Raw genomic sequence first — 15,835 nt, 5'->3', positions numbered from 1 at the left:
GATCCTCCTGCGCAGCGGGCGGCAGACGCCGCATATCCCCACCCTCGATCACACCGGATCAACGAGCAGGCAACCCATCAGTTCCGGCTCAATAGCTAATGACTGTCGTGGTGAGCGATGAGGAAAAGGCGTTGTAAGAGGCGTCAGGTGGGGATCGGGAAGACGAACGCAAGTGAATCGCTGCTGACGTGTCGAAATGGAAGCAGACGACATCAAAACCGGGGTGTGGAGATGGCCCTGGGATGAGCCTGGCGGGTGCCCGTTTATTGGCCAGGCGGTGTCCGGCATGAAGGCGACGTGAGCCCGATCTGCGGCTTCCGCATGGAACAGGAGAAGGCAGGTCCGTCACTGCCGCCGTGCAACTGCGGCGAGAGGGAGTGCCCCAAGCGGCAGACACCGTGAGGGGTCGAGTACCGTCGCGGTACCTGCTGGCGGACCGGCTCGTAGTAGTGATGAAGCCCCTGTAACGGGGGCGGAGCGAAGGGGCCGGGTCGTTCGTGACTGAGTTGATCACATCAACCGGAGGATGTCCGGGAGGAGTGCGATGAGCCAGTTGAAGTCATCGACCAAGCCGTTTGATATCTCGAAGTGGGAAGTCAAGGAAGCGTGGGAGGAAGTCAAGGCCAATAGAGGTGCACCCGGAGTGGATGGTCAGAGCGTCGACGACTTCGAGAAGGACCTGAAGAGAAGCCTGTACAAGGTCTGGAACCGTATGTCGTCGGGCTCGTACTTCCCTCCTCCGGTGCGGGCGGTGGCCATTCCGAAGCCGCACGGTGATGACATGAGAATGCTCGGCATCCCCGCTGTCGCTGACCGGGTGGCTCAGACTGTCGTGGCCCGACATCTGATGCGAAGGGTGGAGCCCGTTTTCCATCCGGACAGCTACGGATATCGGCCTGGACGGTCTGCCTTGGACGCGGTGGGAAAGTGCCGGGAGCGCAGCTGGCGGCGGGACTGGGTGGTCGAGTTCGACATCGCCAAGTTCTTCGACAGCGTGCCCTGGGACCTGCTGGTCAAGGCGGTGGCCGCGCACACTGACGCCGTTTGGGTGAACTTGTATGTGCGGAGGTGGCTCGCCGCTCCGCTCGTCATGCCCGACGGCTCCCTGGTGGAGCGGGAGCGCGGGACGCCTCAAGGGGCACCGGTCTCTCCCGTTCTGGCGAACCTGTTCCTGCACTACGCGTTCGACATGTGGATGGAACGGGAATTCCCGTCCGTCTGGTTCGAGCGCTACGCAGACGACGCGGTCCTGCACTGCGCCTCCGAGCGACAGGCCCGTGAGGTGCTGGCCGCGCTCACGGACAGGATGGTCGAGGTCGTGCTGCGTCTGCACCCGGGCAAGACCCGGATCGTCTACTGCAAGGACGGCAACCGTCGGCGCTTCTTCGAGCACACGGCCTTCACCTTTCTTGGGTACACGTTCCGCGCCCGTAAGAACCGGAATCGGCACGGGAAGCTGTTCCTGTCGTTCGAGCCGGGGATCAGCAGGGAGGCCCTGACGAGGATCGGCCGGGAGGTGCGGTCCTGGCGACTGCACCGTCGTTCCGATCTGACCTTCAACGACCTCGCTCGCAGGGTGAACCCTGTGATCGGGGGCTGGATCAACTACTACGGCCGGTTCAGGCCCTGGGAGTTGGACCGCTTCCTGGCGCGCATCAACACCTACCTGGTGCGTTGGATCCGCAACAAGTACAAGCGGCTCGCGGCCCAGAAGAAGGCGTACTTGAAGATGCAGAAGATCGCCCAGCGATACCCCCGCATGTTCGTGCACTGGCGCCTCACCACGGCGGCTGCGGAGGTCTGATGATCAGAGCGACAAGAGCCGTGTAACGGGAGATCGTTACGCACGGTTCTGTGAGAGCCGAGGGGTGAGATCCCCCTCGGCTACTCGACTACAGCGTCTCGGGTGCCACTCGGCTGATGCACCGGCTCGGCTTCAGCCCGCAGGTGCCCGCGCGGCGGGTCGCCGAACGCGACGAGCAGGCCGTGACCGCGTGGAAGGAGGCGACGTGGGCTGAGGTAAAAGAGCCCGGGCGGCCTGCGGAGGCTACGTCTGTTTCGAGGACGAAGCAGGCTTCACCCGGAAGCCGCCCCGAGGACGCACCTGGGGCCGGCGCGGCCACACACCGGTCGTCACGGTCAGCGGGCGCCGCTCGGGACGCCTGTCGGTGGCCGGTCTGATCGCGATGCGGCCCGGTTCCCGGACCCGGCTGTGCCACCGCCTGCGCACCCACCGAGCGGGCCGGGGCACGCGCCGCAGCATGGGCGAGCGGGACTTCATCGCGCTGGTCGACGGCGTCCACCAGCTCGTCAAGGCGCCACTCGTGCTGGTGTGGGACCGACTGAACACCCACGTCTCCCGCGCCATGCGTGGGCTGATCGCCGAGCGTGAGTGGCTGACGGTGTTCCTGCTGCCCGCGTACTCACCCGACCTCAACCCCGTCGAGTGGGTATGGGCGCACGTCAAGCGCAGCCTGGCCAACCTCGCCGTGGTCGCCCTCGACCGACTCGAGACCCTCGTCCGCAACCGGCTCAAGCGCCTTCAGTACCAGCCGCACACCCTCGACGGCTTCATAGCCGGCACCGGCCTGACCCTCGACGAACCACCGTCACCCTGACAAGCCGAAGTCAGTAATAGATGGCCGGGGTCCAGTGGTCCGAGGTGGTGCACTGCATCCGGTCGGTAAGGAACAGGGACGGAACGAGAACGAGTCCCTCGGGGCAGTCGACGTCGATGTCGACCGCCTTCATGACGTTGATGGTGTCGCCTCCGCACACAGCGGAAGGGTGCAGGCGCGGGAGGACCGCGCGCAGCCCCTCGCGGTTGACCTGGAGGAACCGATCCAGCATCTCGGCACGCAGTGCCTGCCGCATGGACGGCCAATCCGGTTCCACCACCGCCCTCCAGAGGCGGCGCAGCGCCTCGGCGGCCGCGGACCTGGCCCGGTCGGGGTCGTCGAGCAGCCGGCGGGCCACTTCCGCCAGGCCGCCACGCTGATACCCGTCGGCGACGCGGCGGTAGTGGCGCGCAGCAGAGGGCCCCGCTCCGTCATCTACGGCGTGCACCTAACCACCGCCGCAGCGATGCCGGTCATCGCCGTCCTCCTGCTCCTCGCCTGAGTCCGCGGCCAACCCGCCCGCGGCCGGGCCGTCAGGTCGATTTCCCCGGCTCCCCTCCTGTCGTCAAACGGTGGCGAGCTCAAGCGGTCAGCGGGTCACCGCTGTTCAGGAGGTCAGCGTAGACCTCTGCCGGAGTGCGATATCCATGCGTCCTGCGCGGGCGATGGCTGAGCGCATGGTCGATGGCGTCCAGGTCGACTTGACTGAACGGGCGGAGGTCCGCGCGCTTGGGCAGGTACTGCCGAAGCAGCCGCTTGGTGTCCTCGTTGGACCGGCAGTGTCCGCAGTGACGCGTACGGCCTGCTGCGCTGGAGGGGGGTGGCTGCGTGTGGTCGACGTCGAGTGGAACCGTGCGGCCTCGGCGGAGGTGCGGGACTTCGTCCTGTGGCCCCGTGTCACGACGAAGCCGCGCAGGGCGGCACGTACACGTTTTGCGTCGGCCGTGGGCACCACGAATCATCCGATCACGAAGAAGACCTGTCTGGAGGACCGCTACAAGCCGCGGACGATCCGGCACAGCAACGCGGTGCTGCCCAGCTTTTGCGGCTTCCGGATCGAGACCGGCAGCGGCCCGCTGGTCAACCCTGCGCTGCTGGCAAGGGCCGACCAGGGCCCATCGGTGTCGGTGTGCGGCTTCGGCACCACCGACCCCCTCGTACGTGCCTTTCGACGCCGCCTGAACACGACTGCCGGTCCGCGGCGCCCCAAGTGCCGTGACGCATGCCACAGTTGAGGTTGACCCGAGGTCAGGGTGCAGGCTCTCCGCAACGGCCCGGCACCGAGCGGGGCACACACGACGCGGAGGCGCACCATGCCCAGCAATCCCACCCCCCGGGGCCCGGACCGGCCGGAACTGCAGAAGGCGATCGAGGAGATCGCGGCGTCCGGGATCCTCGGGGTGCAACTGCGGGTCGACGACGAGCGCGGCGCCTGGATAGGCAGCGCCGGGTGCCGTGAACTGGGCTGCGCACAGCGCCCGTTGCCGGACGCGCACTTCCGGATCGGCAGCACCACCAAGAACTTCGTCGCGACGACAGTGCTGATGCTGGTGGCCGAGGGCCGGACCGGCCTGGACACCCCGGTCGCCGACCAACTACCGCAGCTCGGCCTCGACCGCCGCATCACCGTACGGATGCTGCTCCAGCACACCAGCGGGATCTTCAACCACACCGGGGAGTACTACGAGGACGGGACGGTCGCCGCCGGCATCCCCTGGCAGGGCAAGGAGTGGGTGGACCTGCGCTTCCACACCTACGAACCGGCAGAATTGGTCCGGTTCTCGCTCGCCAGGCCGGCCCGGTTCGAGCCGGGGGCAGGCTGGAGCTACGCCAACACCAACTACGTGATCGCCCGGCTGCTGGTCGAGGAGCTCACCGGCCGCCCGTTCGCCGAGGAACTGCGGCAACGGATCCTCGAACCGCTGCACCTGACCGGCACGCTGGCGCCGGGCGCGTCCCCCGAAATCCCGGACCCCCACAACCACAGCTACTACCGCTACGACGACGCAGGGGTGGAGCGCACGATCGACATCACCCGGCAGAACCCGTCCTGGGTCGGCGCCGGCGGTGACATGATCTCCACCACCGCGGACCTGCACACGTACTTCTGCGCACTCATGGGCGGCATGCTGCTGCCGGAGGGACTGCTGGCCGAGATGCGCACCCCGGAGCAGACCATTGGCTACGGCCTGGGGATCTTCGCTCAGGACCTGGGCGAGGGCCGCACCGTCTACCACCACAACGGCGGCCAGGGCGGCTCGGCGGCCCTGATGTACGCCTCGGCCGACGGCACCACGACACTGACCGCCGGGCTCAACTACGTCGACGACCCAGGCCTGTCGCTCGCCGCGCCCTTCCAGAAGGCCCAACAGCGACTCGTCGAGGAGGTATTCGGCACACTGGGCGCATGAGCAACGGAGTCACGATCGGGCAGGCCGCGGCCTTCGTCGGCGTCACCGTGAAGACGGTGCGCCACTACCACAAGCTGGGGCTCGTCGCAGAGCCGGAGCGCGACAGCTCCGGCTACCGGCGCTACGGCTCGGCCGACCTGCTGCGCCTGGTGCAGGTGCGCACCCTCGCCACTGCCGGAGTGCCGCTCGCCGACACAGCGCCCCTGCTGGCTGCGGACGGCGCGCAGTTCACCGCCGCGCTCGCTGACGTGGAGCGCCAACTAGAGAACCAAATAGTGGAGTTGACCACTCGACGCGAAACGCTGCGCCGGCTTACTGACGGCGACCGGGCCCTGCTGCCCGACCGGGCCTGCGCCCTCCTGGACCGCATGCGCGCCCTCGGCTTCGCCGCCGAGTACGTCGCCACGCAGCGCGAGGCGCTGGTCCTGGCCAAGGCGCTGATCCCGGCTGGCTTCGACGGTTTCCTGGCCGTCCAGGAGAGCCGCCTGGCGGACCCCGCCTACGTCGAGCTGACCCAGCGCGGCTGGGAGGCCGAGAGCTGGGACCCCGACGACCCGCGCATCGAGGAACTCGCGGCAGCCCTGGCCGACCACTACCTCGCCCACCCCGAACTCCTCGATGCCAGCGGCCCCATGCGGGCCTGGGCGACCGCCGCCGCCCGCTACCGGCTGATCAACAACCACGGCGAGGAACAGGCCCCCGTCTCGGCCCGCCTGACCGCACTGACCGAACAGAAGCTTCGCGCGGCCGGCTTCCGCGTGCCCCGAGTACCGTGACCCGCCGGCACATTCACCCCGCGGCCTTGCCGGTCAGCGCGGGCAGCTTGCCCATCTCTACGTCGTCCTCATGGAGGAGTCCGTCCCGCGCTACCGCACGGCCGGCCCCGAGGCGATGCGCGGGCAGCTGCGCCACCTCCTGGCCGTGAAGCCGCTCGCCTCGGTGTCGCTGGGGAGCATCCCGTTCACCGCGCAGCGCACAGTGTGGCCGCCGGAGGCGTTCTACGTCCACGACGACACCATGGCCGTGGTGGAGACGCTGACGGCGGAGATCAAGGTGACGCAGCCGCGCGAGGTCGCCGACTACGCGGAGGCGTTCGCCGGCCTCGCGTCGATGGCCGTCCACGGCGACGCCGCCCGCGCCCTCATCCAGGCCGCGATCGACGCCGACGCAACCCAGCAACGGAGGCGGTGCCCCATGAACGCACCCACAGCCACCGGCCCGCCGGCCCCGCACCCGAAGGACGCGGCCGCCAGCCTTCGGCCGCCTTCCCCGGCCCTGCTGGCACGCGTCGACCGCGGCTACGCCCGCTTCCTCGACCAGGGCGCCCCAGACGACCTCACCGGCGACCACGACCACACGGCGAGGTACCGGTGAGCGACACCCACACCGTGCTCCACGACCCCCACAGCCCGCTCGCCACCGAACTCCCCCTCGACCGCGCCCCGTACGAAGCACTCGTCACCGCCGTCCTCGCGTGGCAGAACCCGAACCTCACGCCCCGCGAATACGAGCAGATCGCCCTTCAGCTGACCGGCCACGCCGCGCGGTCGCCGACGACGTCCAGCGCCAGGCCGCCGCCCTGCCGAAGAACGACGGACGCGGCGCCCTCACCGAAATCATCCTCCGTGAAGCCGCCGACCGCGTCTCTGGTACCAGGTGCCCGGCTTACCGCCGAGGTCGGCCGGGTCTGCCGGGCCGACTGCGACGAACCCGGCCTTGGTCAGTACCCTCTGGGACGCGGCATTGGCGTGGGAGGTGGCAGCGCGCAATGTGCGCAGCCCGTGCCGTGCCGCCGCCGGCTGGCACAACTTCCGGACGGTCGCGGTCGCAACGCCGCGGCCGGAGACGTGCTGTGCGACCCCGTAGCCGACGTTGGCGGTGCCGTCCTTGAAATCGTACAGGTTGAACCGGCCCAGAACCGAGCCGTCAGCGGCGACCAGCACATAGAAGGCGCAGCCGCCGGCCTCTTGCTCGGCCGGCATGGCACTGTGCCGGTCGGCGAACTGGTCGTAGAACTCGTCGCCCCGGTCGGAGATCGAGGCAGCGAAGTAGGCACGGTTCGCCAGCTCGAAGGCCAGGACCGCCGGGGCATGGCCAGCATCCAGCTGCTTCAGTTCGGGCACGGCGGGAGTCCACCCGGACCGCCCGCCGATGCCACCTGAGTTTCCATCAGCGGCAGAGAGCCCAAGACCATGGCACACATCACGATCTTCAGCTGGAGTATCAGGAACGCGAAAACCTCCTCTCCCGGGCCGGGGAGAGGAGGGAACGGAGTGGAATTTATCCTTATCGGTGTATAGGTGTGCTTACTGTCGATTGTGCAGGTTGCGCCTTCAAATTGCGGCTAGTCGCGTCGTCTTCTGCGGACTCACGGTGTGGCAACCGCACAGGCACTGCTCGGTGTCATTCACATGCACCTTCAGCAACATTCGCCTGGTCGTGTCATCTTTCACCCCCTCGGCGAGGCCAGCGCAGAGTTGCGAGAAGTGATCTCCGTAAGCCCCTTCGAATACCTTTTCTTCCGGATCCGCTTCGATCATCTTGTTCTTGATCGCGTAGAAAGTGCATACGTACTCTAGGGCGACGGTGATGATCCCTTCGTCCAAGTACTCGATGGCTTCATCGCGCTTGTTTTTGTTCGTGGCCAGTAGGGACGCGCGCGCCTTCTGAATGTCACTGAAGAGCCAAAGCATTGAGAAGTAGGCACGCATCACATCATCTCGTACTTCTCCCTTCTTGATGGACCTGTTCCGCCAATGGTATGTGCCCAGCAGGTTTCGGTCTTCACTCGCGGTCTTGGTGGACAGAGTGCTAAGAATTGCGTGTGCGCGCTCAAATCGCCGTTCGCGGCGCTGGCTACGCGCCAGCAGCACAGAAATAAGGAGCGCGACACCTGCCACCAGTGCCGTTGGTGGCAGGACGGTGATCAAGGTTTCCAAGATCGGTTTCCTTTCGGTCACCACTCCGTTTCACGTAAGAACGTGAGGAGCACCCCTAAGGTTCCACGGGCACAGAAACTGCACTCTCTGAGGGCTCGAAATAGATATATGCGCACCAAGGTGTCCCTCGCTCGTAGTTCATCGCCCACTGTGTGGTGCGGACCGTGTGTCAGCCGTCGGACTCCGGCGACGGGATGTAGGCGCCGGGCACGTCCTTCGGGGTGTAGATCTTCTTCTCACCGGGGTACGGACGAGCCCAGTTGTGGGTCTGGTACCAGGTGAGGTGGTCGTCGTCGCCGCTCAGCCAGCCCGCACCGCCTGGCAGCCCAGATGGAAGCGCGTCCGGGCGTGCGGCGCACGCCCAGTCCGCGGTGGCGCCGAACCCGGGGGTGGAGAACGCCGGCCCACCGGAGCGGGCTGAGTCGCGCACCTGACGGACGCGTGGGCGGCGGTTCCGGGCATCAAGGGGAGCGGCGCCACGGCAGCCGAGACGCGGGTCTCGTCCAGAGTCCTCCTCATCGCCTTCGAAGCAGGCCCCAGCAACCAGCGTGCCGCACGTCCTGGAACAGCCCAGCGGCGTGACCGGGGTGTCGTGGGAGTGCCCACACGTGAGGCGTGGAAAGACCGATGCCCGTCCGCCCGTTCAGCGCAGCAGCGTGTCGAGGAACGGGCTGGACAGCACGTGGTGGGGGTCGAGCCGGTCGAGAGTGGCGACCGCCTGGTCCCAGCCGGGGCCCCCTCCGGCGCGTTGGCTGGCGGGGATGGCGCGGGAGAGGACGTCAGGGTCGGACCAGGCGGCGGTGCCGTCGTAGGCCCAGCCCTTGGACCACTCCACACGAACCGTGGCCCGGCCGCCGTCGAGGGCCAGGAGGAACTGCTCGATGTCGCGGTAGAAGCGGTGCAGGGCGGGTGTCGTCGGCAGGGAGAGGACGTCGATCCACACGGCGGTGTCGGCGTCGGGCCGGTCGGGGCGCGGCCGCAGGGCGGACAGCAGCGGGGGCCGAGCGTCGGGGACACCGCTCATGGCCGGGTCCTCAAGTCCGGTCACCCGGATCTCGACCTGGCCGTTGACCGGGTACTCGCCGCGCTCCGCGTACTGCGACAGCAGGGTGCGGTAGAAGTCGGCGAACTGGCTGACGACCCACTGCAGATCGGCGCGGCGGGTGAGGACGGCGTATCCGTTGGCGGTCTCGCGCAGCGTGGTGGGTCGTACGTACTGCAGCAGGTTGCGAGAGGCACCCCACAGGTCCGAGCGCAGTCCGCCGGCCAGCAGGTGGGTGAGCACGTCACCGGTCAGTACGTCCCGCACCAGGGTCCCCGAGAGCAGGACGTCGGTGATGTCGCCGGTCAACGCCACCTTGGTCAGCAGGTACTGGACCTGTCCGAAGAGCGGCGCACTCGCCCACGCCCCGGAGACCAGGTCTCCGGCCAGCCGGGCCACCGGATCGGGCAGGGAGTCGGAGAACGGGTAGTTGTACGGTTCGTCGACCGCGCGGGCGGTGAGCGGCCGCTTCGGGGCGACGCTCCAGACTTTCAGCCAAGGGCGGTCCGTGAAGGCGAACCAGATCGCCTCCACCCGTCCGGTGCGGTCCACGAAGCCGGCCAGGGTCCGCGTGCCGGCCGGCGCACCGGGGGCGGCGAACAGTTCGGTGGCGGGGATGTCCAGGAAGGACTGGCAGCGCAGATTGTGGTCGGTGCCCACCCGCAGGACTGCCTCGGTGACGAGCGAGCGGCCGAGGTGGGTGAGGAGTGCGTCGCAGTCGGGCTCGGCTCGGCCGACGGTTCGCAGGACGTAGCGGCCGGCGTGGTCGTCCCAGACCACCGCGGTCAACTCGGTGACCAGGTTGCTCAGTGAGCCATGGCCATGGCCGGGCGACGGGCGCTCGCCGACGGCGGGAACGGCCGTACCGTGTGCGCCGATGGCCAGCGCGCCCCCGACCGAGAGATCACCGGGCGCCGGCGCGGACGCGACCCCGTATCCGGCCGCGCCGGCGAACCCGAGCAGCGTCTCCAGTGATGCGCCGGCCTGGACCCGGACCGCGGCCGAACCGTCGGCGGCCTGCTGCTCCAGCGACATGGTGGTGAGGTGTGCCGTGGTGTCCAGGAGGACGACCCGGGTCGCGGCGGGAGTGCCGTCGGCCACGGTGAGGGGGGCCCAGCCATGCCGCTGTCCTTGCGCGCGTACCGTCCAGCCGGCGTGGTACGCCCAGTTGACGACGTCGAGCACCTGCTGAGGGCTGCGCGGCGAGCACGTCCACAACTGGTCGGTACGGATCTCACCGGCCCAGTTCTCGTACGCGCGCTGATAGACGTCGATCCCCGCCGGGAAGCCGGGCGGCGGCGCCGAAGCGGCATAGGCGCTGCCCGGCCGCACCAGCCCGCGTAGCAACCAGACCCCGCCGCCCGCAGCGGCCGACGACGCCAGCAGCCTGCGCCGAGACAGCCCGCCACCCTGGTTCGAAGGACCGTTCGTCATCCCCGCACCCCCATGACCCGCTCCGGGCAGGCCCCTGCCGGACCGGCCGGGCACGCAGATTACCCACAGCAAGAAGGCTCCCACGGTCATACGTTCGGTCCATTCACGTAAACGAGTGAATGTCTCGTGAAGCGCCCCAGCCCGCCAACTCGTTCCATATAAGGGCTATTTCGTTCGGCTTGTTGAGCGGTCACGCCGGGAGCGGGCCAGGCGGAACACCTCGCACCAGGGGCTTCAGGCTCCGGAGGGCCGCTCGGCCGAGCGAGTCCCGCGCTGGTGCGTACCCGGCGCAACCCACCCGGCTCCGTGATCTGGATGGCGACGGCCTGGTCCGGGAGGCGGACATGGGGACCGACCCGGTGCGTGACGCCGAAGCGCAGCGTCGTGTGCGGCGATCTACCTGGGCGTCGCGGAAGGCAGGCGTGGCCGGTTTTGCTCCGGCTCCGAACCTGTCCGTCGTAGTCGGAGGGTGATCGACGCCGTGAGAAGGAAGACCGCGGCCTCGTAGGTCATGGCGTGGCCGAACGCCACGTTCGCACCGCCGGCCGGCGCGAAGTAGGCCAGGCCGGCCGCCGCCACCCCGATCGAGCCGCCCAAATGCTGGGCGGTGGGGAGCAGCCCGGACACCGAACTCGCCGCTGCGCCCCGCACACCGGCCAGTACCAGGGCGAACACGGCGGCTGTGAACACGCCGAACGCCGCGCCCCCGGCCGCCGGCACCGAGCGCTCGCCGTCGGCCGGGTGGCTGTCCGCCGGGTCGATCCTGATGTGGATCTCGCTGTCGTACGGTCTTCCGTCGCCGACCCGGGGCGGGCGGATGCGGACGCCGGTCAGCTCCGCCATCTCGCCGGTGACCTTGCGGGCGAGTGGGAGCAACCGGCCGCCTCCGCGGGGCACGGTGATCCGGCTGTCCTGGCGGATCCGTAACTCGCCCTCCGTACCGGCCCATTCATGCAGCTCCGGTACGACGAAGGGGGCGCCCGAGGCACCTCTTCGGGCCGTGCGCGGGGCCGCGGCGAGGGAAACTGCGGCGGCCCAGCCGGGCAGCCCGATCAGGCCGGTCACCGCGCGGCGGACATGGCGCCGACGGTGAGATGACGTCGTGTGAGCCGGTGCTTGTCGTCTTCGCTCATACCGGCGCTCCTGCGGGTAGCGGGGGTCAACTCCGGTCAACTCCCGTCCGACAACAGTGGTGTATACCACTCCGCTTGGCGCCTCCGACACCCCTGTGACAGCTATATTCATCGGACCAATTTGCCGTGACAGTCGTCATCTGCGGGAATTTTCCCCGGAGATGGGCACTAGTGATCAGACCACTTGTGTGCCTAGGCTCCGGCTGAGCGGAACGGAGGTGACGTGAAATCGCCCACGGCACGGACAGACGCACCGAAGGGCACCGGGGCGCAGCGCGCCATCCCGCCACCCCCCTCAAGTCCGCTCATTCCGCCTGACTGTGGAGCGTGCAGATGAACCGCCGAGACAGACCACGCCACCCGCGCCCCCCGGCGCGAACACCCCTCCTCCAACGTGTCGCCGGGCGTCCGACCGCGGCCCTCGCAGCCGCCGGCCTCCTCGCCGCGACCCTCGGTGGGGCGGCCGACGCGGCCGCGGCCGCCGCCGCAGAGCCCGCCACCGCGGCGGCCGCGCCCGCACTGATCCCGTCGCTGCACGACTGGACTGCGGACAAGGGCACCCTCCGCCTCGGCACCCAGGCCCGTATCGACACCGACGCCGCAGGCGAGACCACCGCGCGGCAGCTCGCCGGCGACCTGCGCGACACGCTGAGCCGGCGGCTCCCCGTCGCCCAGGGCGCGCCCCGCCCCGGCGACATCGTGCTGCACACCGACAGTGGCCGCACCGACCTCGGCGAGGAGGGTTACGCCCTTCGGATCGGCGACCGCGTCGACATCACAGGCCGCACCTCCGCAGGCCTCTTCTACGGCACCCGCACCCTGCTCCAGATGCTGGCCGCGAACCCCGCGCTGCCGAAGGGCAGCACGACCGACGTGCCCTCGTCCCGCGAGCGAGCCGTCGGCGTGTGCGCCTGCTACACGTACAACACGGCCGCCTGGATGACCCGGCTCATCAAGGACATGGCGTACCTGAAGCTCAACACCCTGCACGTCGAACTCAAGGTGCAGAGCAGCGAGCTCCCGGAGACCAACACCTTCTCCTACTACACGCCGCGAGAGGTCAGAAACCTCGTCGCGACCGCGGCCCGCCACCACGTGACGGTCATCCCGGAGATCAACTCGCCCGGGCACATGGACCCCTACCTGACGCCCTACCCGGACCTGCAGCTCGCCGACACCAGCGGCAAGCGCGACGCGACGCGCCTCGACATCACGAACCCGGACGCGTTCACCTTCCTCACGCACCTGATCGACACGGACCTCGCTCTGTTCCCCGGACCGTACTTCCACATGGGTGCGGACGAGTACATGATCCGCTCCGCGTACTCGAACTACCCGCAGCTCCAGGCGTACGCGCGCTCCGAGTTCGGCCCGCGGGCGACCCCGCAGGACGCCTACGTCGACTTCGTGAACCGCGTCGACGCGTACGTCCGCTCCAAGGGCCGCACCCTGCGCATCTGGAACGACGGCCTGACCGGCGACAACACCGTGCCGCTCAACAAGGACATCATCATCGAGCACTGGCTGCCGGAGAAGGAGACCTCGCAGCAACTCCTCGACGCCGGCTACCGGGTGATGAACGCCACCAACGCCCTGTACTACGTGCGCGGAAGCTACCGGCCCGACGCGCAGAAGCTCTACGAGTCGGGATGGACGCCCGTCGACTTCGCCGACGGCACCGTCACCGGCGGCCACGCGGGCCTCACCGGCGCCGAGTACATGGTCTGGCCGGACAACTACGGCAAAGAGACCGAGAACCAGACCCAGCAGGGCATGTTCGGCTCCCTCCGCGTCTTCGCCCAGGGCGTCTGGGGCGGCCCCGCCCCCTCCGCCGACTACGCCGGCTTCCGCGCGCTCGCCGACCGGCTCGGACACGCGCCCACCTGGGGGCCCCAGTGGGTCCAGCCGATGAAGGCCGGCACGTACCGGTTGCACTCCGCGGCCGGCGGCACGCTGGAGGACGGCGCCTCGGCCGCGCCGGGCACCCCGCTGCACGCGACGCGCGCCGGGAGCACGGACTGGCTGCTGGAGCCGACCGACGACGGCTATTACCGACTCGTCGCCACCGGCAGCGGCCTGTGCGCGGACGTTTCCCGCGGCACCGCGAACCCCATGCACGTCGTCGAGCAGGCGGGCGCTGCCGTGACCGCCGAGACCTGCACCGGCACCGCATCGCAGAAGTGGCAGCTCGAACCGGTCCCCGGCGGCCACCGCCTCGTCGATGCCATCACCCAGCAGGCCCTCGTCCCCGCCGCGGGCGGCGCCGTCGTCCAGCAGCCCCGCGACGTCGCACGACAGGACGTATGGCGCATCACCCCGGCCCCCGCACACCAAGGAAGTGAGTCATGATCAGCCGCAGAGGACTGCTCGCCGCGTCCGCCGCCGTCGCCGCGTCCGCCGGCACCGCCACGGCCGCGTCCGCCGGTACCGCCACCGCCGCGTCCGCCGCCCCCGCCGCCCGTCCCGGCGGCGCGGCTCCCGGCCGGACCCGGCCCGTGTCGGTCGTGCGGGTCGAACCCACCGACACACCCGAGCAGATCGTCGCCAAGGCCGCCGCCGTCGCCCCCCGACCGCCCCAGGTCGCCTGGCAGATGCGCGAGGTCACAGGCTTCACCCACTTCGGGATGAACACCTTCACCGACCGCGAGTGGGGCTCCGGCTGCGAGGACGAGGCCACGTTCGCACCGTCCGAGGTCGACATCGACCAGTGGATGCGCGCCTACCGCGCTGCCGGAATGAAGCAGGTCATGCTCACCGCGAAGCACCACGACGGCTTCGTGGTCTACCCCACCCGCTACACCAACCACTCCGTCATCGCCTCCCCCTGGTGGTACCGCGGCGGCACCCCCGACGCCGCCGCGGCCGGTGCCCGCAAGACGGCCGCAGCCCGGCGCGGCACCGACCCATGGGCGTACTGGAGCATCCGCACCACCGGCAACGTCAACCCGGACGGCGACATCCTCGGCACCTACCTGCGCGCCGCCCGCAGAGCGGGGCTCAAGGTCGGCGTCTACCTGTCGCCCGCCGACGGCGCGGAACTCCCGCACGCCTGGCACGAGACGCTCGTCGCGGACATCGTCGCCAAACACGACGCGGGTAAATCCCTCAGCATCGAGGAGCAGTCCACCTACGACGACCGCGACCGCAACCCCTCCGGCATGGGCCGCTACGGCAGCGGCAGCGCCGTCACAGCCCGGACCATCCCGACCCTGGTGCCCGGCGACGACCGCGCCGACGCCGTGCGCACGGGCCGGCTGCCCAGCTTCCGCGTCATGGCGGACGACTACAACGCCTACTACCTGAACCAGCTGTACGAGCTGTTCACCCAGTACGGCCCCATCGACGAACTCTGGCTCGACGGTGCCAACCCCTGGAAGTCGAGCGGGATCAGCGAGACCTACGACTTCACGTCCTGGTTCCGGCTCATCCACACGCTCTCGCCCGACACCGTCACCTTCGCGGGGCCGCAGGGCACCCGTTGGGTCGGCAACGAGGGAGGCGTCGCGCGGCTCAGCGAATGGAGCGTCACCCCCGCTACCGCGGACCCGGCGACGGCCCACGGCGAGGGCCTGCTGCCAGGCGGAGCCGAGGCCGCGGACATCGGCTCCGACAAGGTGATCACCGGGCCCGGCGTCGCATACCTGCAGTGGTTCCCCGCCGAGGCGGACGTGTCCATCCGCCCCGGGTGGTTCTGGCACCCTGACGAGCACCCCAAGTCAGCCCAGCAACTGGTCGACCTGTACCACTCGTCGGTCGGGCGCAACGCGGTGCTCCTGCTCAACGTGCCGCCCGGCACCTCGGGCCGCGTCGACGAGGCCGACGTCGCCTCCCTCACGGAGTTCGGCCGGACGGTCGCCGCCCTGTACCGCACCAACCTGCTCGCCGGCGCGCGGCCCGCCCGCACCGCCGCCGCTCTGACGGACCCGCGCGTCGCCTCGTCCTGGTCGCCCGCCGGCGGCACGACGACCGGAACCCTGGAGTTGACCCTCCGGAAGGGCACCTCCCTCGACCGGATCAGGCTGGGCGAGGACATCACCCGCGGCCAGCACGTCCAGCGATTCGCCGTCGACGCGTGGACCGGCGACGCCTGGTCGCAAGTCGCGGAGGGCACCACCATCGGCTACGCCCGCATCCTCGTACTGCCCGCGCCGGTGACCGCGGACCGGATCAGGCTCCGCGTGACACAGGCCCGCGCCACACCCCACCTCTCCACCCTGGGCCTCTACTTGACGAACGAGCCCCAGGACCAGTAATCCGG

General features: G+C 69.4%; 12 protein-coding genes and 3 pseudogenes. 9 read left to right on the top strand and 6 right to left on the bottom strand.

Going from position 1 to position 15,835, the window contains the following annotated elements:
* Nucleotides 1-544 precede the first annotated feature (544 nt).
* The 3 genes and pseudogenes from ltrA to AB0G56_RS39450 all read left to right on the top strand — a co-directional run.
* Nucleotides 545-1,804, top strand: coding sequence for a group II intron reverse transcriptase/maturase (gene ltrA, locus AB0G56_RS39460; RefSeq protein ID WP_360980317.1), 1,260 nt, complete (start codon nt 545-547; stop codon nt 1,802-1,804).
* A gap of 98 nt (nt 1,805-1,902) precedes the next feature.
* Nucleotides 1,903-2,181 (top strand): annotated as a pseudogene (locus AB0G56_RS39455) (winged helix-turn-helix domain-containing protein); the annotation flags it as partial.
* Nucleotides 2,112-2,618, top strand: a pseudogene (locus AB0G56_RS39450) (transposase); the annotation flags it as partial. The pseudogenes AB0G56_RS39455 and AB0G56_RS39450, both read left to right, overlap by 70 nt.
* Nucleotides 2,619-2,628: 10 nt before the next feature.
* Here the strand turns inward: AB0G56_RS39450 and AB0G56_RS39445 are convergent.
* Nucleotides 2,629-3,066 carry a DUF5937 family protein gene (locus AB0G56_RS39445; protein ID WP_360980314.1) on the bottom strand — a complete coding sequence of 146 codons (438 nt, stop codon included), beginning with the start codon at nt 3,064-3,066 and terminating at the stop codon, nt 2,629-2,631.
* A 217-nt stretch (nt 3,067-3,283) separates the two neighbouring features.
* On the opposite strand from AB0G56_RS39445, the gene AB0G56_RS39440 reads away from it, so the two are divergent.
* The 4 genes and pseudogenes from AB0G56_RS39440 to AB0G56_RS39425 form a co-directional block, all read left to right on the top strand.
* The gene (locus tag AB0G56_RS39440; RefSeq protein ID WP_360980311.1) at nt 3,284-3,853 is read left to right on the top strand and encodes a hypothetical protein; all 570 of its coding nucleotides are present in this window, start codon (nt 3,284-3,286) and stop codon (nt 3,851-3,853) included.
* Nucleotides 3,854-3,931: 78 nt separating this feature from the next.
* A complete protein-coding gene (locus tag AB0G56_RS39435; RefSeq protein WP_360980308.1) occupies nt 3,932-5,029 on the top strand; it encodes a serine hydrolase domain-containing protein in 1,098 nt (365 codons plus the stop codon).
* Nucleotides 5,026-5,805: a MerR family transcriptional regulator gene (locus tag AB0G56_RS39430; RefSeq protein WP_360980305.1), complete on the top strand. Its 780-nt coding sequence runs from the start codon at nt 5,026-5,028 to the stop codon at nt 5,803-5,805. Before AB0G56_RS39435 ends, AB0G56_RS39430 begins: the two co-directional genes overlap by 4 nt.
* A gap of 58 nt (nt 5,806-5,863) precedes the next feature.
* Nucleotides 5,864-6,193, top strand: a pseudogene (locus AB0G56_RS39425) (Scr1 family TA system antitoxin-like transcriptional regulator); the annotation flags it as partial.
* A 452-nt stretch (nt 6,194-6,645) separates the two neighbouring features.
* Here the strand turns inward: AB0G56_RS39425 and AB0G56_RS39420 are convergent.
* From AB0G56_RS39420 to AB0G56_RS39400, 5 genes are all read right to left on the bottom strand, one after another.
* Nucleotides 6,646-7,152, bottom strand: a complete 507-nt coding sequence (locus tag AB0G56_RS39420) for a GNAT family N-acetyltransferase (protein WP_360980302.1) — start codon at nt 7,150-7,152, stop codon at nt 6,646-6,648.
* Nucleotides 7,153-7,362: 210 nt separating this feature from the next.
* The gene (locus AB0G56_RS39415; protein WP_360980299.1) at nt 7,363-7,968 is read right to left on the bottom strand and encodes a hypothetical protein; all 606 of its coding nucleotides are present in this window, start codon (nt 7,966-7,968) and stop codon (nt 7,363-7,365) included.
* Between the two features lie 169 nt (nt 7,969-8,137).
* Nucleotides 8,138-8,398 carry a hypothetical protein gene (locus AB0G56_RS39410; protein ID WP_360980296.1) on the bottom strand — a complete coding sequence of 87 codons (261 nt, stop codon included), beginning with the start codon at nt 8,396-8,398 and terminating at the stop codon, nt 8,138-8,140.
* 213 nt (nt 8,399-8,611) lie between these two features.
* The gene (locus tag AB0G56_RS39405) at nt 8,612-10,444 is read right to left on the bottom strand and encodes a cholesterol oxidase substrate-binding domain-containing protein (protein WP_360980293.1); all 1,833 of its coding nucleotides are present in this window, start codon (nt 10,442-10,444) and stop codon (nt 8,612-8,614) included.
* Nucleotides 10,445-10,840: 396 nt separating this feature from the next.
* Nucleotides 10,841-11,509, bottom strand: a complete 669-nt coding sequence (locus tag AB0G56_RS39400) for a hypothetical protein (protein WP_360980290.1) — start codon at nt 11,507-11,509, stop codon at nt 10,841-10,843.
* A 401-nt stretch (nt 11,510-11,910) separates the two neighbouring features.
* Between AB0G56_RS39400 and AB0G56_RS39395 the strand changes: the two genes are divergently transcribed.
* Both AB0G56_RS39395 and AB0G56_RS39390 read left to right on the top strand, forming a co-directional pair.
* The gene (locus AB0G56_RS39395; RefSeq protein ID WP_360980287.1) at nt 11,911-13,926 is read left to right on the top strand and encodes a family 20 glycosylhydrolase; all 2,016 of its coding nucleotides are present in this window, start codon (nt 11,911-11,913) and stop codon (nt 13,924-13,926) included.
* Nucleotides 13,923-15,830: an alpha-L-fucosidase gene (locus AB0G56_RS39390; protein ID WP_360980284.1), complete on the top strand. Its 1,908-nt coding sequence runs from the start codon at nt 13,923-13,925 to the stop codon at nt 15,828-15,830. The genes AB0G56_RS39395 and AB0G56_RS39390 overlap by 4 nt, the downstream gene beginning before the upstream one ends.
* The last annotated feature ends 5 nt before the right edge of the window (nt 15,831-15,835 follow it).

It is taken from the genome of Streptomyces sp. NPDC021356 (assembly GCF_040641015.1).
Taxonomy (GTDB): domain Bacteria; phylum Actinomycetota; class Actinomycetes; order Streptomycetales; family Streptomycetaceae; genus Streptomyces.
Note: the sequence above shows the minus strand (reverse complement) of the source record. Positions and strands in the feature narration are given on the sequence as shown.